General features: G+C 62.7%; 19 protein-coding genes. 14 read left to right on the top strand and 5 right to left on the bottom strand.

Features of this window, described 5'->3' with window-relative positions:
- On the top strand, positions 1 to 1,742 hold a 1,742-nt coding region (locus MKK54_RS11000; protein ID WP_244010836.1), incomplete at its 5' end, for a Hint domain-containing protein.
- 221 nt (positions 1,743 to 1,963) lie between these two features.
- Here MKK54_RS11000 and MKK54_RS10995 read toward each other — a convergent pair.
- Positions 1,964 to 3,301 carry an MFS transporter gene (locus tag MKK54_RS10995; RefSeq protein WP_244010835.1) on the bottom strand — a complete coding sequence of 446 codons (1,338 nt, stop codon included), beginning with the start codon at positions 3,299 to 3,301 and terminating at the stop codon, positions 1,964 to 1,966.
- Between the two features lie 187 nt (positions 3,302 to 3,488).
- On the opposite strand from MKK54_RS10995, the gene cyoA reads away from it, so the two are divergent.
- The 6 genes from cyoA (at position 3,489) to MKK54_RS10965 (ending at position 11,218) form a co-directional block, all read left to right on the top strand.
- Complete coding sequence (cyoA, locus tag MKK54_RS10990; protein WP_244010834.1) at positions 3,489 to 4,583, top strand: ubiquinol oxidase subunit II; 1,095 nt, start codon at positions 3,489 to 3,491, stop codon at positions 4,581 to 4,583.
- A 76-nt stretch (positions 4,584 to 4,659) separates the two neighbouring features.
- Positions 4,660 to 6,657, top strand: coding sequence for a cytochrome o ubiquinol oxidase subunit I (gene cyoB, locus MKK54_RS10985; protein WP_244010833.1), 1,998 nt, complete (start codon positions 4,660 to 4,662; stop codon positions 6,655 to 6,657).
- 1 nt (position 6,658) lies between these two features.
- Complete coding sequence (gene cyoC, locus MKK54_RS10980; protein WP_244010832.1) at positions 6,659 to 7,291, top strand: cytochrome o ubiquinol oxidase subunit III; 633 nt, start codon at positions 6,659 to 6,661, stop codon at positions 7,289 to 7,291.
- Complete coding sequence (gene cyoD / locus MKK54_RS10975) at positions 7,288 to 7,680, top strand: cytochrome o ubiquinol oxidase subunit IV (protein WP_244010831.1); 393 nt, start codon at positions 7,288 to 7,290, stop codon at positions 7,678 to 7,680. Before cyoC ends, cyoD begins: the two co-directional genes overlap by 4 nt.
- A gap of 283 nt (positions 7,681 to 7,963) precedes the next feature.
- Positions 7,964 to 8,733, top strand: a protein-coding gene (locus MKK54_RS10970) for an IS5 family transposase (RefSeq protein ID WP_244010830.1) whose coding sequence is annotated in 2 segments (ribosomal slippage) — positions 7,964 to 8,279 and positions 8,279 to 8,733 — 771 coding nt in all. Because the reading frame shifts where the segments join, the coding sequence is not laid out codon by codon here.
- Positions 8,734 to 8,956: 223 nt separating this feature from the next.
- On the top strand, positions 8,957 to 11,218 hold the full coding sequence (locus tag MKK54_RS10965; protein ID WP_244010829.1) for a TonB-dependent siderophore receptor: 2,262 nt from the start codon (positions 8,957 to 8,959) through the stop codon (positions 11,216 to 11,218).
- A 41-nt stretch (positions 11,219 to 11,259) separates the two neighbouring features.
- On the opposite strand, the gene MKK54_RS24730 is transcribed toward MKK54_RS10965, so the two are convergent.
- Together MKK54_RS24730 and MKK54_RS10960 are read right to left on the bottom strand one after the other, a co-directional pair.
- The gene (locus MKK54_RS24730; RefSeq protein WP_409564159.1) at positions 11,260 to 11,664 is read right to left on the bottom strand and encodes a transposase; all 405 of its coding nucleotides are present in this window, start codon (positions 11,662 to 11,664) and stop codon (positions 11,260 to 11,262) included.
- Between the two features lie 163 nt (positions 11,665 to 11,827).
- Positions 11,828 to 12,871: a site-specific integrase gene (locus MKK54_RS10960; protein ID WP_244010828.1), complete on the bottom strand. Its 1,044-nt coding sequence runs from the start codon at positions 12,869 to 12,871 to the stop codon at positions 11,828 to 11,830.
- Between the two features lie 517 nt (positions 12,872 to 13,388).
- Between MKK54_RS10960 and MKK54_RS10955 the strand changes: the two genes are divergently transcribed.
- Positions 13,389 to 14,036, top strand: a complete 648-nt coding sequence (locus tag MKK54_RS10955) for a ParA family protein (protein WP_244010827.1) — start codon at positions 13,389 to 13,391, stop codon at positions 14,034 to 14,036.
- 72 nt (positions 14,037 to 14,108) lie between these two features.
- The gene (locus MKK54_RS10950; protein ID WP_244010826.1) at positions 14,109 to 14,420 is read left to right on the top strand and encodes a hypothetical protein; all 312 of its coding nucleotides are present in this window, start codon (positions 14,109 to 14,111) and stop codon (positions 14,418 to 14,420) included.
- A 320-nt stretch (positions 14,421 to 14,740) separates the two neighbouring features.
- On the opposite strand, the gene MKK54_RS10945 is transcribed toward MKK54_RS10950, so the two are convergent.
- Both MKK54_RS10945 and MKK54_RS10940 read right to left on the bottom strand, forming a co-directional pair.
- Positions 14,741 to 14,920 carry a hypothetical protein gene (locus MKK54_RS10945; RefSeq protein ID WP_244010825.1) on the bottom strand — a complete coding sequence of 60 codons (180 nt, stop codon included), beginning with the start codon at positions 14,918 to 14,920 and terminating at the stop codon, positions 14,741 to 14,743.
- Positions 14,917 to 15,255: a hypothetical protein gene (locus MKK54_RS10940; RefSeq protein WP_244010824.1), complete on the bottom strand. Its 339-nt coding sequence runs from the start codon at positions 15,253 to 15,255 to the stop codon at positions 14,917 to 14,919. The genes MKK54_RS10945 and MKK54_RS10940 overlap by 4 nt, the downstream gene beginning before the upstream one ends.
- 137 nt (positions 15,256 to 15,392) lie before the next feature.
- On the opposite strand from MKK54_RS10940, the gene MKK54_RS10935 reads away from it, so the two are divergent.
- The 5 genes from MKK54_RS10935 to MKK54_RS10915 form a co-directional block, all read left to right on the top strand.
- Entirely contained in the window at positions 15,393 to 15,578 is a 186-nt protein-coding gene (locus MKK54_RS10935; RefSeq protein ID WP_244010823.1) for a hypothetical protein, read from the top strand.
- A gap of 223 nt (positions 15,579 to 15,801) precedes the next feature.
- The gene (locus MKK54_RS10930) at positions 15,802 to 16,083 is read left to right on the top strand and encodes a type II toxin-antitoxin system RelE/ParE family toxin (protein ID WP_244010822.1); all 282 of its coding nucleotides are present in this window, start codon (positions 15,802 to 15,804) and stop codon (positions 16,081 to 16,083) included.
- A 34-nt stretch (positions 16,084 to 16,117) separates the two neighbouring features.
- Positions 16,118 to 16,477 (top strand): HigA family addiction module antitoxin, encoded by a 360-nt coding sequence (locus MKK54_RS10925; protein ID WP_244010821.1) that lies wholly within the window; start codon positions 16,118 to 16,120, stop codon positions 16,475 to 16,477.
- Positions 16,478 to 16,968: 491 nt separating this feature from the next.
- A complete protein-coding gene (locus tag MKK54_RS10920) occupies positions 16,969 to 17,463 on the top strand; it encodes a hypothetical protein (RefSeq protein WP_244010820.1) in 495 nt (164 codons plus the stop codon).
- A gap of 62 nt (positions 17,464 to 17,525) precedes the next feature.
- A partial coding sequence (locus tag MKK54_RS10915; RefSeq protein ID WP_244010819.1) for a response regulator occupies positions 17,526 to 17,984 on the top strand: 459 nt, incomplete at its 3' end.

The raw sequence follows: 17,984 nt of genomic DNA, 5'->3' as shown, positions 1-17,984 counted from the left end.
CTGCTGGCGCCGCCGGTGGCCTGCGATCCGTCGCTCGCCACGGAGACGCGGGTGGTGGGGCCGGCGGGCAGCGGCGCACCTACACGAGTTACGCCACCAACCTCGTAGCAGGCGACACGAACGGCCAGCAGGCTATCTTCGTCCGAGACCTACCTGCCAACACCACCACCCGCGTCAACGTTGCGAGCGCCGGATCGCAGGCCACCGGCGGCGCCAGCGTCACTGCCGCGATCTCGGCCGACGGCACACATGTCGCCTTCACGAGCGCAGCCACTAACCTCGTGGCCGGCGACACGAACAACACGGGCGACGTGTTCGTCCGAGACTTGAGCGCTGGCACCACCACCCGCGTCTCCGTGGCCAACGACGGATCACAAGCCACGGCTGTCAGTGGCACCCCCTCGATTTCGGCAGATGGTACCCGCGTCGCCTTCGCCAGCCCTGCGACCAACCTCGTGGCCGGCGACACGAACAACCTGCAGGACATCTTCGTCCGAGATTTGACCGCCGGCACCACCACCCGCGTCTCCGTGGCGAGCGACGGATCGCAGGCCACCGGCGGCGCCAGCAGCAGCCCCTCAATTTCGGGCAATGGCGCGCGAGTTGCTTTCACGAGCAATGCCACCAACCTCGTGGCCCCCGACACGAACGGGAACCCTGACGTCTTCGTGGCCGATGCCGTCTGCTACGCCGCCGGCACCGCGATCCGGATCACGCGCGACGGGACCGCGCGCGACGTGCCCGTCGAGGATCTGGCCGTGGGCGACATGGCCGTGACCGCCTCGGGCCAGCACCGCCCCATCCGCTGGCTCGGACATCGCACGACCGACTGCGCCCGTCATCCCGAGCCCCGCAAGGTCTGGCCCGTGCGCATCGCCGCGCACGCCTTCGGCGAGAACCGCCCAGCCCGCGACCTCCTGGTCTCGCCAGCGCACGCCATCTGTATCGATCTCATGGGCGAGGTGCTGATCCCCGCCTGCCGGCTGATCAACGGCACCACCATCGCCCAGGTCCCGGTCGAGACCGTCACCTACTGGCACGTCGAACTCGACGGCCACGACATCCTGCTGGCCGAGAACCTGCCCGCCGAGAGCTACCTCGAATGCGGCAACCGCCGCTTCTTCGCCAATGCCGCCGTCACTGACCTCGCGGCGCTGCCCGACGCGCGGCCCGAGGGTCCGCTCCCGTTCTGCCGGCCCTTCCACGAGGACGGGGCGCTGGTCGACCTCGTGCGCGCCGAACTGGATGAGCGCGCCAAAGGACTCGGCTGGCGCCTCGTCGACGAACCGCTCGCCGGCCTGCACCTTGTAGCCGACGGGGTTGTGATCCGCTCCGACGTGCGGGGCCTCACCGCCCGCTTCGTGCTGCCGGCGGATGCCCACGACGTGCGCCTCGTCTCGGAGACGAGCGTGCCCGCGCATGTGATGCCCGGCTCTTCGGACGACCGGCGCCTCGGCGTTTCGCTGGCTTCGCTCACCCTGGACGACGGCCTGACCGGCGCGCGGAAGATCGCGCTGGACGATGCCCGTCTCGAGACCGGCTTCCACACCATCGACCGGGACGGCGCCTTCGCCTGGCGCTGGACGGACGGTATAGCTGTTCTGCCGGCCACGCTTTGGGACGGCTGTTTGGGCGTGGTCTTTCTACGGGTCGCGCTGGCAGGCCCCGCCCTGCCGCGCTGGATCGGGCCGGGTGAGACTGCCGGCGTGATCGATCTCCACGCCTTCCAGCAGCATGGCTGAAAACCTTCCGTAGGCGTCTGTTACGCCATCAGCTCCCGCACCGTTATGCATGAGCCCGTAACAGTAGGGGGCGTTGGAAGTAGCACGCGAGATTGTCTGGAAAACGACCGGATAGCCGACACTATTGAGTTATGCAGCTTGCGCATGTCGAGTTTAAGCTAGTCTGGCCGATTAGCGCCCATCGTTCACCTGGATGCTTGTATTTTTGAATCAAAAGAACGTTATCGAAGCAAATCACCGTGCCGCCCACGGTTTAGCGCAAGCGCCACCAGCGTACACACCGCTCCCGAGAAAAGATAAACGCCGACTGACCTTAGTCCAAAGGTGGTTGCCAGAAGTAGGGCAACAAGCGGAGCGAAGCCGGCGCCGATGAACCATGCCGCCGTCGCTGTCGTACCTCCACCCGTGTAACGGTGCTTGGACGAGAAGCTGCCGTTCAAAGCGCCCGAAGACTGGCCGAAGGCGAGTCCAAGAAGTCCAAATCCGAGCAGCACGTAGGTCCATTCGCCGGCGGGTCCTTCACCAAGTAGCCGCGGCGCGAAGCTGCTGTAAGCCCCGATCAGGGCAGCGGATACGCCAAGCACCTTTCGACTGCCAATGCGATCTGCGATCACTCCCGACAACGCCATGGTGACAAGGCCTACAGCTGCTCCAACCAACTCGATGACCAGAAAGCGTAAGGGAGCATCGCTTTTCGTGAGTACGACCCAGGACAGCGGGAACACGGTGACGAGATGGAACAGCGCGAAGCTCGCCAACGGAGCGAATGCACCGAGCACGACTGTCCACCCCTCCTCACGGATTAGATCCGAGAGCGGGGAAGGCTGCAAATCCCGGCTCTCGTAAAGACGTGTGAACTCAGGGGTCGAGATCAGGCGCAGGCGGGCGAACAGCGCCACGACATTGATGACGAAGGCCACGAAGAATGGGTAACGCCAGCCCCAGTCGAGGAAATCCGCGGGCTTCAGCGTAGAAAGCAGAAACGCGAACAAGGCGCTGGCCACGAACATGCCAATTGGCGCGCCGAGCTGTGGAATCATCCTGAACCAGCCGCGACGCTCCTGCGGCGCGCTGAGTGTGAGCAGCGCAGGTAGCCCGTCCCAGGTCCCACCCTGCGCAAACCCCTGTCCCACTCGCAGGACAGCTAGGAAGATCGCGGCGAGACCACCAACCTGTTCATGGCTCGGCAGGAACGCCATGGCCGCCGTTGATCCTCCAAGCAGGAAGAGCGCCGTCGTCAGCTTAACCCCCCGTCCGTGCCGACGGTCAATCCGCATGAACAAGAGCGCGCCGAAGGGCCTGGCGACGAAGGCAAGCGAGAAGATCGCAAAAGAGTAGAGAGTGCCGGTGAGCGCGTCGGTGTAGGGAAAGATCAGCGACGGGAACACAAGGGCCGAGGCGATCGCGTAGACGAAGAAGTCGAAGAATTCCGACGATCGTCCGATGATGACGCCCACCGCGATTTCACCGGGTCGGATCTCATGCTCCCGCGCGTTGATAAGGCGCGCGTCGCGCTCCAACGGCGTCGAGCTCGCGGCTCCGGCGGGTGTGACGGCCATGCGTTCTGTCCTCTCGTCCAGTCCGGACTCGCGCCTCGGCCTAGGCGGCTAGACGGCCCTCGAACCTCCAGGAGGCCATAGCGGCTGACGAACTGGGGTGGTTTGACCGTGGTCAAAGTCGACGGGGTCGGCGTTGGCTATTCCGACGGCCATGTTCAGCTCAAGATCCAGCGCCGGATGCAACCGCATGATCCGGGTTTCCGGCTTCCCGCTCGCCGTCCTGCCTTTCCTGCTTGGCGGCTGCGACATGGTGGTGATGAATCCAACCGGGGACATAGCCCTTCAGCAACGCAACCTGATCCTGTTCTCGGTTGGCGTCATGCTGCTCATCATCGTCCCGGTGATGGCACTGACGGTACTGTTCGCCTGGAGGTACAGGCGGGGCAATCCAGACAAGGTCTACGACCCCCATTTCGACCATTCGACGACGCTCGAACTGGTGATCTGGTCCTGCCCGCTCCTCATCATCATCGCGCTGAGCGCGGTGACCTGGACGAGCACGCACCTGCTCGATCCGTTCCGCCCCCTGGAGCGCCTCGCGCCGGGCGTGCCTGTGCCACCCGATACTAAGCCGCTGAATGTCCAGGTTGTGGCGCTCGATTGGAAGTGGTTGTTCATCTACCCGGATCTCGGCGTAGCGACGGTCAACGAACTCGCGCTGCCGGTGAACGTGCCGGTGCGCTTCTCGATCACCTCTACGGACCAGTTCAATACGTTCTACGCGCCGACGCTCGCCGGCATGATCTACGCTATGCCGGCTATGCGCTCAGAGTTGAACGCCGTGCTCAACAAGCCCGGGGAGAGCTGGGGCTACTCGGGTAACTACTCGGGCCGCGGCTATTCCGACATGCGCTTCAAGCTGCGTGGCGTCGAGGGGCCCGACTTCGAACGCTGGGTGGCGGAGTTGAAGGCCTCGGGCGTCGGCCTCGCGCTTCCGGACCTTGTCGAGTTGGTCAAGCCGAGCGAGCGGGTGTCGGTGATGCGCTTTGCCTCTGTGGAAGAAGGGCTCTTCGACCGTGCCGTCAACCGCTGCATCGAGCCAGGCAAGCCCTGCATGGTCGATGTCATGCGCCGCGATATGGAGACGAGCGCCGGGCATGCCCACGGGCTACCCGACATGCCGCGATGTGGGCCCGAGCCGCTGGTTGGGGATAAGCCCAAGCCCGCGCTGCAGAGGGCGCCGGAGGAGAAGGGCTCCGGCCCGAACGTCACCAAGCCCACACAATCCGATCCTCCGGGCGGCCTCGAACCAGGCAGCGCGTACAACCGCGACCACCAGTAATCCACTCACACGCCGTCCATCCCTCTTCCATGCCCGGCATGTGAAGCAGAACTGATCCCTCCCGATCGGGACCGTCATGACCGACATTCACCTCAAAACGATCTTCGGGCGTTTGACCTGGGAATCCTTCCCGATCCACGAGCCGATCCTGTTCGGCACCTTCATCACCGTCGCGCTGCTCGGTCTCGTCCTCGTGGGGGCGGTGATGTGGTTCCGCCTCTGGGGCTACCTCTGGACCCAGTGGTTCACCAGCGTCGATCACAAGAAGATCGGCATCATGTACGTCATCCTCGGCATCATCATGCTGCTGAGGGGCTTTGCAGACGCGTTGATGATGCGCGCGCAGCAGGCGATCGCCTTCGGCGCGAACGAGGGATATCTACCTGCGCACCATTACGATCAGATCTTCACCGCTCATGGGACGATCATGATCTTCTTCGTGGCGATCCCCCTGGTGGTGGGCATCATCAACTACGTGATGCCGCTCCAAATCGGAGCGCGCGACGTCGCCTTCCCCTTCCTGAACAACCTGAGCTTCTGGCTCACCGTCGCCGGGGCGGCGCTCACCATGATCTCGCTGTTCGTGGGCGAATTCGCACGCACGGGCTGGCTCTCCTATGCGCCGCTGGCCGGGCTCGCCTACAGCCCGGACACGGGGGTCGACTACTATCTCTGGTCGCTGCAGATCGCCGGGGTGGGCACGACGCTGTCGGCGATCAATATGGTCGCCACCATCATCAAGATGCGTGCGCCCGGCATGACCATGATGAAGCTGCCAGTGTTCTGCTGGACCGCGCTCTGCTCGAACGTGCTGGCGATCGCGATCTTCCCCGCACTCACCGCGGCCTTCTTCCTGCTGATGCTCGATCGCTATGTCGGCACCAACTTCTTCACCAACGACCTCGGCGGCGCGCCGATGATGTACTGGAACATGGTCTGGATCTGGGGTCACCCGGAAGTCTACGTCCTCGTGCTGCCCGCGTTCGGCATCTATTCCGAGATCACTTCTACCTTCTCCGGCAAGCGTCTCTTTGGCTACTCGTCGATGGTCTACGCCACCGTCGTCATCACAATTCTGTCCTATCTCGTCTGGCTGCACCACTTCTTCACGATGGGTGCTGGCCCGAGCGTGAACAGCTTCTTTGGCATCGCTACGATGGTAATCTCGATCCCGACGGGCGCCAAGATCTTCAACTGGCTGTTCACGATGTATCGCGGTGACATCCGGTTCGAACTGCCGATGATGTGGGTGGTCGCCTTCATGCTGACTTTCGTGGTCGGCGGCATGACCGGCGTGCTCCTCGCGATCCCGCCCGCGGACTTCGTACTTCACAACTCGCTCTTCCTCGTGGCGCACTTCCACAACGTCATCATCGGCGGTGTCGTGTTCGGCCTGTTTGCGGCCATCGTCTACTGGTTTCCCAAGGCCTTCGGCTTCAAGCTCGATCCATTCTGGGGCAAGGTCGCCTTCTGGGGGTGGGTCGTCGGCTACTGGGTTGCCTGGACGCCGATCTACGTTGTGGGGCTGATGGGCACCGCCCGTCGGGTCCGGCACTTCGACGACCCCAGCCTGCAGCCCTACTTCGTCATCGCCGCCATCGGCGGCCTCATCATCCTCGTGGGTATCCTCGGCTTTGTGATGAGCATCGTCATGGGCTTCGTGAAGCGCGCCGAGCTGCACGACGCCACTGGCGATCCCTGGGACGGCCGGACCCTCGAATGGTCCACCACCTCGCCGCCGCCCGCCTACAACTTCGCTTTCCTGCCCGTCGTGCACGACCTCGACGCCTGGTACGATATGAAGTCCCGCGGCTACCAGAGGCCCGCGGGTGGCTTTCGCCCGATTCACATGCCGAAAAACACCGGCACGGGCGTGATCCTCTCCGCACTGGCGTTCACTCTCGGCTTCGGCATGGTCTGGTACATCTGGTGGCTTGCGCTCATCAGCGTCCTCGCCCTGCTCGCGGTGTCGGTCGGACACACCTTTAATCTCAAGCGCGACACCTTCATTCCTGCCGGCGAGGTCGCCTCAACGGAGGGCAGACGGCAGCCGCAGCCGAGCATGGGGGCCTGAGATGACCGATCGCGCACACGACATTCGCGAGACCGACATCCGCTGGCATCCCACCGAGCGGGAGGAGCACGACCACGGCGGGGGCGCCACGGTCTTGGGTTTCTGGATCTATCTAATGAGCGATGCGCTCATTTTTGCCTCGTTGTTCGCGATGTTCGGCGTAGTCAGCACCAGCTATGCCGGCGGCCCCGGCCCGCGACAGCTCTTCGACCTGCCGCTGGTTGCCCTCAACACCGCCCTCCTGCTCGCCTCGTCCATCACCTTCGGGCAGGCCATCCCACACATGGAGGCCGGCCGAGTCGGCCCGACACGGACCTGGCTCGCAGTCACGGGGCTCCTGGGAGCAGCTTTCGTTGGCATCGAATTCTACGAGTTCGCCCACCTCGTCCAGGAGGGGGCCGGCCCGCAGCGCAGCGCGTTCCTCTCGGCCTTCTTCACCCTAGTTGGGACCCACGGCGCGCACGTCACCGTCGGGCTAATCTGGATCGCCACGATGCTGGTCCAGCTCAGACAGCATGGGCTCACGGGCGAGATGAAGCGCCGAATCATCTGCCTGTCGATGTTCTGGCACTTCCTCGACATCATCTGGATCGGCGTCTTCAACTTCGTCTACCTTTTTGGAGTGATCCGGTGAGCCCCCATTCCCTCCACACGCCGTCCGACACCAATTTGGGGGCGCCCGAGTCTACCCACGGGCACGGCAGCCGCCGCGCCTACCGGATCGGTGTCGCGCTCTCGATCCTGCTCACCGTGATTCCGTTCTGGCTTGTCATGTCAAAGGCTCTGCCAAACCCCACGGTGATGGCAGCGGTCATCTTCGCGCTCGCGCTGATCCAGATCACCGTCCACGTCGTGAGCTTCCTCCATCTCGACACGCGTTCCGAGGGGGGCTGGACGCTGCTTGCCTTCCTGTTCACCGCAGTGATCGTGGTGCTGACTATCGGCGGGTCCGTCTGGGTGATGTATCATCTCAACGCGAACATGATGCCGATGCCGGACGCCGCCATGGTGCCGATGCACTGACTGCGACAGGGACGGATACGGGGGAGCCCTTTCGCTCCACCGTACCCGGCGCCGATGTGATCAACGAACGTTTCGCAATCAGGATCAGCCGATGAACTCGCTGGAGCCTTCCGTCCTCCCCACGCCTCCCGCGGAGCCTTCCGGACTTATCTCTGAGGCGGAGCTTCTCCGGCTCATGGCGCGGCACGAGCGCCTAGGCTGCCTGTGCGACCACCTAGGGCCTGTCGTCGCCTGGACGGATTGGCTGGGCTTGCGTTTTCGTTTCTCTGAGGCAGGAGGGACGATGCTGAGCGACGCGCAATGGTCTGAACTGGAGCCCTTGGTCGAGGCCTGCCGGCCCAAGGCCAAGACGCCTCCGCAGGATCTCAGGCGCACGCTCTCGGCGATCCTCTGGCGGCATCAGAACGGGGCCAAGTGGCGGGCCGTTCCGCAGGAATTGGGTCCCTGGTGGCGGGCTGCGCAGATCTTCATCCGCTGGTCGCGTGCCGGCGTCTGGGAGCGCCTTCTCAGCCTCGTGCAGGAGCGCGGCGTCCAGCTCGGAATGGTGTTCCTGGACGGCACGAACGTGCGGGCGCACCAAAAGGCGGCAGGGGCCGCCAAAAGGGGGGATCTGGGGCCGAGCGAGATCATCGTGAAGCTCTTGGCCGCTCGCGTGGCGGCTATGGGACCAAGGCTTGCGTGATCGCCGACGGACAGGGCCGCGCCATCGCGTTCCGGCTGGCGCCCGGTCAGGCCCATGAACTGCCCCATGCGGTTCCGCTGCTCGACCAGCTTCCGGGTGTGCCCAAGTGGGTCGTCGGAGACCGGGGCTACACCAGCCACACCTTTCGTGAGCACATCTGGGACATAGGTGCGCGGCCCGCGATCCCGCCCCAACGCCACGAGGCGCCCGTCGCCTGCCCAGATTGGATCTACAACAACCGCAACCAGGTCGAGCGCCTCTGGGCCAGGCTCAAGGAATGGCGCGCCATCGCCACCCGCTACGAGAAGACCGCCATCAGCTTCATGGGCGTCCTCTACCTCGCCGCCGCCCTCCACTGGCTCAAGCGATGACACACCCTAAGGGCGGCGCGGCCGGTGGTCCCAATTGTCAGCGCGTCGTTGCAGAACGGTCACATAAGTGAATTCAATCCGCCGGCGCCCTTGTGAACGCCGCCGCTTGGACGTAGCGGGAAAAGACAGAAAATCTAACGGCCGCAGCAGTTTAGTATTACTAAAAACTACGTTCTCCAATCCTGGAGACGTGTCTTGGTGCGCGCATTCCAGAGCAGCCCCCATGAAGCCGATCCAGATCGTCACATCCCGGCATCCACATGGTGCTGTTGCTCTTTCTGCCCTGGCAGGAGTGTCTCTTCTGAGCCTCGTCGTTGGAGCAGCGGCTCAGGAGGCAACGTCACCTCGACGCGGTGTGTCCAATCCTCCTGCCGAGGCAACCGTTCAACTCCAAGAGCTGAACGTGCAGGGTAGCGGACGCGGCGCCGGCAATGGGAGAGACGCGGGAACAGCGGTTCGCTCCGTTGAAAGCCCGACAGGGCCGGTTTCCGGCTATGTCGCGACACGGTCAGCGACGGCTACCAAGACCAACACCCCACTAATTGAAACACCGCAATCGATCAGCGTCGTTGGTCGCGAGCAGATCGACGCGCAGAAAGCACAGACTCTGACGCAGGCAACGCAGTATGTTCCAGGTCTCTACTCTGGCACCTTCGGAGCGGACTCGCGTATCGATTATTTTAACCTACGCGGTTTCGTGGCGAGCGATTATGGCCTCTATCGTGACGGCCTGCAGCTCCTGAACTACGGATTCGGCTACTTCAAAATCGATACGTTTGGGCTTGAGCGCATCGAAATTCTTCGTGGACCGGCTGCGGTGCTCTTCGGCGCAGGCACTCCCGGTGGCCTCATCAACCAAGTCTCGAAGCGTCCGACGCTCGAACCGCTCCGCTACGTCGAGGTCGGCGGTGGTTCGTTCGGGCAGGGCTATGCGGCGTTCGATCTGAGCGGCCCAGCTGACGACTCAGGGCATTGGTTCTATCGGTTGACTGGTATTGGCCACACCGGTGGAACGCAGGTCAATGGTGCTCCCGATGATCGGGTCTACATCGCGCCATCCTTTACCTATAAACCGGATGGAGCAACAAAATTTACTTTCTTATCGAGCTATCAGCACGATAACACTGCTGTCACCTCGAATTTCTTGCCTTATTCCGGCACTGTTCGACCGAACCTGAGCGGCTTGCGTATCCCTCGTTCTCTGAACGTCGGCGACATTGGTCTCAACACCTTCCGGCGCGATCAGGCCTTTGCTGGGTATGAGTTCGAGCACGCCTTCGATGAGACATGGACGATCCGCCAAAACCTGCGTTATTCGTTTCTAGAAAGCTTTCAGAACTCATATATCGGCCAGATTGGTTATAGCGATCCTGCTACGGAAACCCGTCTTGCACGCTATCAATTCCGTGACAGCGCCAAGGTCGGCCTTTTCCAAGTCGACAATCAGGCTGAGGCTCGCTTTTTCGACGGCTTCTTCCGACACGATCTGCTGTTGGGTGTTGACTACAAGAACTATCAGCTCCACGACACGCAGGCTTCAACCTTCCCAGGGCCTGACATCAGCATTCGCAACCCTGTTTATGGGCAGCGGGTCGCGAGTCCGGTTCCTTATTTGGTCAATGCCGATACTTTCACGCAAACCGGTCTCTACGCGCAGGATCAGATCAAGCTCACTGATCGCTTGACTTTGGTGGTTGGCGGCCGGCAGGATTTCGCCGACAATGTGGTTCGCGATAGGCTCAATCCCACCAATACCAACGGTCGTAATGACAGTGCTTTCACTTATCGAACGGCGCTAATCTATAACTACGATTTTGGTCTTGCGCCTTACGTCAGCTATTCGACATCCTTCCAGCCGCAGATTGGATCAGACGCAAACAACATTGCGTTCAAGCCTGAGACTGGCAATCAGATTGAGGGTGGCGTCAAGTTCGAACCGCCGGGCGCGGGGTACTTCGTGACCCTTGCTGGGTTCGACATTCATCGCTCGAATGTACTGACTCCGGTTCCAGGTACTTTCTTTCAGTCCCAAATCGGTCAAGTACGTTCTACAGGCTTTGAAGCGCAGTTTACTGCCTCGCTTGCAGAGGGTCTGAATGCTGTTGCCGCATATACGGTCTTTGGCTTGACCGTTGAGAAAAGTGCGGACCCGACGACGATCGGCAAAGTTCCAGTCGCTACCCCAGACAATTTTGCATCACTCTTCCTCGACTACACCGTTCCGGTCGGGGATTTCCGAGGTTTTGGCTTCGGTGGTGGTGTACGCTATATTGGTCGATCTTACGCTGATACGCTTAACTCCTTCAGGGTTCCAGACTACGTTCTCTTCGACGCTCAGGTGCATTACAACTGGGAGAATTGGCGCTTAGCAGTGAACGCTACCAATATTGGCGACCGACGCTTCGTTTCCTCCTGCAATGCCGTAAATTCCTGTTTCTACGGCGACGCACGCCGCGTGATTGCAAGCCTCGCTTACAAGTGGTGAAGAAAGAACGTATCAAGGAAGGCCCCGGTCTAACGGGGCTTTCACTCTACAGGGGTATCGGAAACCCGTTCGGTCCGTTCCGATAGCCATTTGCGATTAGTTCGACGCCAGTTGCGATCAATTTTCCGGCCGTGCCGAGCTGGCCTAGAGAGGCTGATAGCGAGTGGATCGAGGGCACGTGCTTCTCTGACCCAACCAGCCTCGGCGAGTGCAAGAAGCATTTGCATCCAGAAGGGGCGATGTCGCCAGAGACGGAAGTTCTGATAGATGGTGCTGTGCGATCCATAAGCCTTTGGGCAATCTGGCCAACGACAGCCACTCAATAAAACATGTAAAATTCCAGATAAAATTACACGCTCGTCTATCCGGCGTGTCTTTGAATTTGGAAGATATCGCGTAATTATTTCCCATTGAGCATCAGAAATCCAAAATAAATCTTCTATCATTATTAGACGCGCCCATATTTGTTTTGAAATAAATAATCTATATATTTAATAAATGCACAATACGTTTGGTTATTGATCAAATTCCTCCCAGGTGAGCGGATTTTCTTCATAAACTAGGGCGGCCAAGTGATTCTAGGCGTTTTTGTTTTCACATGCGGTATTTCTACAGGAAGCTGCCGCCGCTGTGATCCTTGAAGGCGTTGGCGCGGCGGATGTAGCCAACGACCGTGCGTGGGTCCCGATGCCCTGACTGGTCCATGATCCGCGCGAGATCAGCGCCTCGCTCGGCCGCCGTCGTGATATAGCCAGCCCGCAGCGAGTGCGCCCCAAAGGTCGATGCGTCGAGACCGGCGGCGGTAGCGTACCGCTTCACGATGTCGGCCACGGACTGCGTTGTGAGGCGAGGAGTCGCCAAGTTGGCGAGACCCCGCACCCTCCCCGACCGGGACACCGGCCGAAAAACCGGCCCATCTGTGATCCCGGCGGCATCGAGCCATTCACAGATCAAGGCGACCGGCCGGATGAAGCGGCCATGCGGGATCGCCTTTTCAAAGCCTTTGCCCTCCTGGTCCGTCTTTGAACGCCGGACAATTACGCGCAGCCCGTCTTTATCCTCGCGCAGGTCCGCCACGTCGAGAGCGACCAACTCGGAGCGCCGGAAGGCACCCGCGAACCCGAGCGCCAGCAGTGCCCGATCCCGCTTTCCCGTCAGGGTGTCGGGGGTCCGCATCAGCAGAGCCGAGACGATTTCCACGGTCGCGGCGGTCTTTTGGTTCGGCGCCGTGCCGACCGTTCGCCGAATGCCCTTGAGGAGCGCGTGAACGTCCTCGTTGTCGGTCGGGTCCGCCTCTCCTGCCAGCTTGTGCGCGTAGCGGATCGCGGCGCAGCGCCGGCCGATGGTCGAGGCGGCCCGGCCTGCATCCGCCTCGGACGCCAGGAACGCCGCCACAGCTTCGGGCGACGCCGGAAGCGACCGGAAGCCGTACCGCTGGCACCATGCCGCGAACACCACAGCGTCGGACCTGTAGGCCCGCACGGTGGAGCCGGCCTTGCTGGCGCGCTGGTAAGCCTGGACGATCGCAGCCGTCTCGGCCGGGAGGCTGGCAGGCTCCGCGACTAACGCTGGCGCAAAGTTTTCGCCAACGTCTAAAGGGGATGCCACCACGGCACGCCCTAAGCTCAACTTAGCCTTCGATGTCGTCGGCATCACAGCCCTTCCCTGCCCCGAGGGCTTTTGCGATCATGCTGCCCAGGATGCCGTCCGCCCAATCTGGGAGCCGCATGTAGTGCCCTGGCCGGCGGATCATGCCGCAGACGAAGCGCCCAGCCTTGAACTCCATTGCGAGGCAAGGCCCCTCCTCCGGGTGATTGGGGATGAACTGGCGCGAGATCCCGCAGGGCTCGGCCGCGCAGCAGAGACCACAGCCATTGCACGGCGTTCCATAGGCCGGCTTCTCGGGCGCTCGTACCGAATATAGTCCTGGCTTCATTTCCTCACCGCCGTTGCGACCCGGCTTGTCTGAAACTTGGGAGAATAACCCTTATCCCAAGCTACAGCATCACCAACCTGAAGCAACTGAAATCCGGTATCCCTGCAAGCCTGCATCCCTGTAAAGCGGTAGAGCGCGGTTCCGCATCGCCGGTTCCCATGAGGGCAGCAATCCCTTAATGCCGCTCACGCATCATGCCGGGATGCCTCGCCCCCTCACCGCCGGGAAACCGCAATGCATGTGATCCTGATCGCGACGCAAAAGGGTGGCAGCGGCAAAAGCACCCTCGCTGCTCACTTCGGAGCCCTAGCCCAGCGCGACGGCCGAACCCTCCTGATCGACGCGGACCCGCAGGGCTCGCTTTCGTTCTGGTACAAGCGGCGCGAGTCTGAGACGCCGCTACTCGCCAAGGCGGACGGCAACACGATCGGCGCGACCCTGGACGCGGCCCGAGCCGATGGGATCGCATGGGCCGTCATCGATAGCCCGCCGCACAACGCCGCTCTAACCGCCTCGATGATGTCCCGCGCGACCGTGACGGTTGTTCCTGTCCGGCCTGGTCCTTTTGATCTCGATGCAGTCGCCGCAACCCTGGCGATGGCCCGAAGCCTCAAGGCGCCGATCGCGTGCGTCATCAATGCGGCGCCCCCGATCACACGCGAGGCCGAGACCTCTATCGTGGCCGAGGCCCGCGCCGTGCTCGCCGGCATGGGCGCCCCCGTCCTGCCGGGCCAAGTATCCCAGCGCGCCAGCCTCTCGCATGCGCTCATCAGCGGACAGAGCGTCAACGAATACGATCCCGACAGCCGGGCCGCCGCCGAGATCGGGGCCATGTGGTCGGCCGTGTCCGAGCTGGCCCGCGCCTTCCCACGCAAGCCCTAGGGCCTCCTCATATCTGAGGAAACCAGGCAATCCTGCATTCCGTCATCCCGCCAACCCTGAAAGCCGCGAACCATGGCAGCACCCAAGCGTCCGAACCTGATGGGGCTGGTCGAGAGCAAGAACCGCCCGCCCGAGCCCGTCGAACTACAGGGGCAAGCCGAGCCCGAACAGGGCCACGCCCAGGCCGAGCCGCTGGCAGCAGGCCTCTCCGACCTCAAGACGATGCAGGTTCGGGTCAACCGCGCCGGCTGGCTGGAAATGTCCCGCCTCGCCCAGGACCGGGACGTGCCGCTCGAAACTCTCATGGTCGAGGCGTTCAACGATGTCCTGATTAAGCACCGCAAGCCGCCCGTGGTCGAGCGTCGGCAACCAGTGAAAAAATAGCCCGGCAACGCGGAAATCCGGCTCCCCTGAAAACAGGAGAACCGGGCTTACGGTTTAGCGGAATGCAGAAATGCAGGGATGCAGGATAAACTAGCGCGGCCGGCGCCTAGGGCGTAGGCGATCCTGCGCACGGTCGAAATCGGCTAGGGCGCGATCCACCCGAGCAAGCCAGCGGCGCGCCGCATTGGCATCGCCGAGCACCGTGGCCCGGTTGAGGCCCGCCGTGATCCGCCGAAGCCGCCACATCTCAAAGCCTATTCGGACGAGCCCGGCTAAGGACGGCAGGGGCTCGGATTGCGGGATCGCGGGAACGACGCGCATCACAGGGCCACCACATAGAGTGCCACGAGCACGGTGGCCGTGATGACGTTCCCGCGCTCGGCCTCGTGCCCGGCATCGCGGAGGAGGGCGCACCGCATCCGCTTCAAGCGGCCCAGGCCGCGAGCGACAGCGGGAAGGCCGAGCGCCAGGGCGGCGCGCATCGTGAGACGGGTTTTCATCGGGCGGCATCCTGTTCGGTGTCGGAGGAGGAGCCGCGCAGCCAGACGATCTGCGAGGCGTGATGGTTCTCTGGCGCACCGAGGGACGGTTCTGCATCGGCGCCATCCTCCCGATCTGCATCACCGTCGAGGCGGTCGAGGAGGGCAATCAGCCGGTCGGCGGTGTCGAGGGCGGCTTGCGCCGCCTCCTCGATCTGAGCCCGCATTTCGGCCGGGGAGGGCACCGGCAGAGGGGCGGGGGCAGCCACCGGCCGGCGCGGGGCGAAGGTGTGCACATTGCTCATCGGATCAGGCCCGGCCCTGCACATGGCGCTCGATCGCGTCGCGGTGCTCATCAAGCTCGGCGATCAGCCGAGTTGTCTCAGCCTTGAGCGCCGCTCCGTCCTCGCCTGACGCACCGGGCGGGTACCGGAGTGAGCCGTGTCAGCCAGAACCCAGGTCGGGGCGACGAGGGCCAACGGCAACTCCCCGGATGCTGAGCCGTCTGAAGGAGATCGACGGGAAGCCACGTCGCCAGAACCTCAACCAAATCCGCGATATCGTCATTGCCGAAACGGCGATCAAACTCGGCGCTACGCTCGTGAGCGACGACGCGAAGCTGCGGAGTGTGGTCGAGGAGTTCGGGGGGAAGGCTGTGCCCTCCAGCGATCTGTCTTGACGCTCCGGGGCCGGTTCGGCCTCAGCCGGAGTGCGGCGGCGAACCTCGTGCGCTGGCACGAAGCGGCGTGATGTAGCTGATCCTTCATTCGTGGAAAGGTGGATTATCAAGGACCCACCTCAGCACGAAGGAGGCTCAATGTTGCAGCGAGTGGAGCAATTCGCTTGACCGACACGTTGCAGTGGGTGATACATGTTGCAGCGAGTGCAACGCGAGCCGCGCGATGATCCGAAGTTTCTATGATCGGACGACGGAAGCGGTCTTCAACGGCCGCTGCCCGAAAGGCTTTCCGGCCGACCTCTTCAAGGCCGCGCGGCGAAAGCTCACGATGCTCAACGCCGCAGCAGCGCTGGATGACCTGAAGGCGCCGCTCTCGAACAAGCTGCACTCGCTGGACCGCGACAGGGCAGGGCAGCACGCCATCGCGGTCAACGATCAATTCCGGCTCTGCTTCATCTGGACGGATGCGGGGCCAGAGCGGGTCGAGTTCACCGACTACCACTGAGATTTGCGCCGGAAGCCAAGGAGGGCACGCGCCAATGTCTGACACTCTCGATACCATCGAGATCCTGCGCCAGACTTTCGATGACGCCGACAGCATGGAGGCCCTGCCCCCCGTGCACCCCGGCGAAATTCTGCGAGAGGAGTTCATGGCGCCGCTCGGCCTCAGTGCCGGCGCCGTCGCGAAGGCACTGGACCTCCCCCGCTCTCGCATCGAGCGCATCGTGAAGGAGGAGATCGGCATCAGCACGGACACGGCCCTACGGCTGGCCCGCTACTTCCGGACGTCGCATCAGTTCTGGCTCAACCTCCAGACCCATTTCGAGAGCGAGACCTTGCTCGCTGAGATCGGGCCGAAGCTTGCCAGCATCCAGCCCGCACAGTCCGAGGCAGCGTAAGCGGGAGGCGATTATATCATTCGCACATACGTGATTGTCGGCCCATCGGCGGGCCCATCGTAGCCGTTTGTGCGTTGCTTCTCCGGGAGGTTGCTCAGTCCCGCTCTCGAAGCTGGGGCTGATGACGTGGCCACGATGCCTACACGGCCACCTACGTTGGTGGGTCTACGCATTCCCGCCCTGCTCAAGTCAGAACGCCCGCGAGCCTTCTGCGACCATTGCCTGTCAGAAAGCTTTGCGATCCCCTACAACGAGGTGGCCCGCGAGACGAAGGCCCTGGCGGAAAGGGGTGGCTACCAACGCCGTGAGGGCCGGTGTTTTAGATGTCGAAGCACCAACCGATATGTCACCCGCGAGACGACGGCGTAGTGCTGGGTGAGTATCGGCGTGGAAGAAGGACCCGGCTGACGGGCTGATCGGCGTCCAAATGGGACCCACCCCCGGCATTCTCCTTCATGTTCCCACCCAGCTACGGGTGGGAGCCAGCCGGGATGATGATTGTGGAGACCATCGGCAAGATCCGACGGATGTTTCGCGACCAACACAGCATCCGGGAGATCTCCCGCACGCTGCGGCTGTCGCGTAAGGTGGTGCGCAAGGCTTTACGTTCGGACACGACCGCATTCGCCTACAAGCGCCAGCGCCAGCCTCGTCCACAACTCGACAGCCACGTCGCCCCATTGGAGGCGCTGCTGGTTGAGGAGCTGGCCAAACCCAAGCGTCAGCGCCTCAGCTACGTCCGCCTGTTCGAGATCCTGCGCCAGGACGGCTTCACGGGCGGCTACGACAGCGTGCGCCGCTACGCCCAGCGCTGGTTCAAGGACCGCACCGCCATCGCCCAGGGCGTATTCGTCCCGCTCGCCTTCGCCCCGGGGGAGCCCTACGCGACTTCACCGAGAACGCGCCGAAGCAGGGCCAGGGTGACGCCGGATGTACACGCACCTTGTCTCGGCGTCCGTGGCCGTTGCTACGTCCAACTGCGGTAGGACCTTAACGATTTATTGCCGACGCGCGTTCAGAATGCCTCAACCTTTCAAGGATCGTTGCCATGCGCGTGCTGCTTATTGAGGACGACGCCTCCGTCGCGCAGAGCATTGAACTGATGCTCAAGTCCGAGAGCTTCAACACCTACACCACCGACCTCGGTGAGGAGGGGATCGATCTCGGCAAGCTGTATGATTACGATATCATCCTGCTCGACCTGAACCTGCCCGACATGTCGGGCTACGAGGTGCTGCGGAACCTCCGCGTCGCCAAGGTGAAGACCCCGATCCTGATCCTGTCCGGCATGGCCGGCATCGAGGACAAGGTGAAGGGCCTCGGCTTCGGCGCCGACGACTACCTCACCAAGCCCTTCCACAAGGACGAACTCGTCGCCCGCATCCACGCGATCGTCCGCCGCTCGAAGGGTCACGCCCAGTCGGTGATCACCACCGGCGACCTGATCGTGAACCTCGACCAGAAGACCGTCGAGGTCTCGGGTTCGCGGGTCCACCTGACCGGCAAG

The organism is Methylobacterium sp. J-068, from assembly GCF_022829445.1.
Classification (GTDB): Bacteria; Pseudomonadota; Alphaproteobacteria; order Rhizobiales; family Beijerinckiaceae; genus Methylobacterium.
The sequence above is the reverse complement of the archived record's forward strand: the minus strand, read 5'-3'. Positions and strand labels throughout refer to the sequence as shown.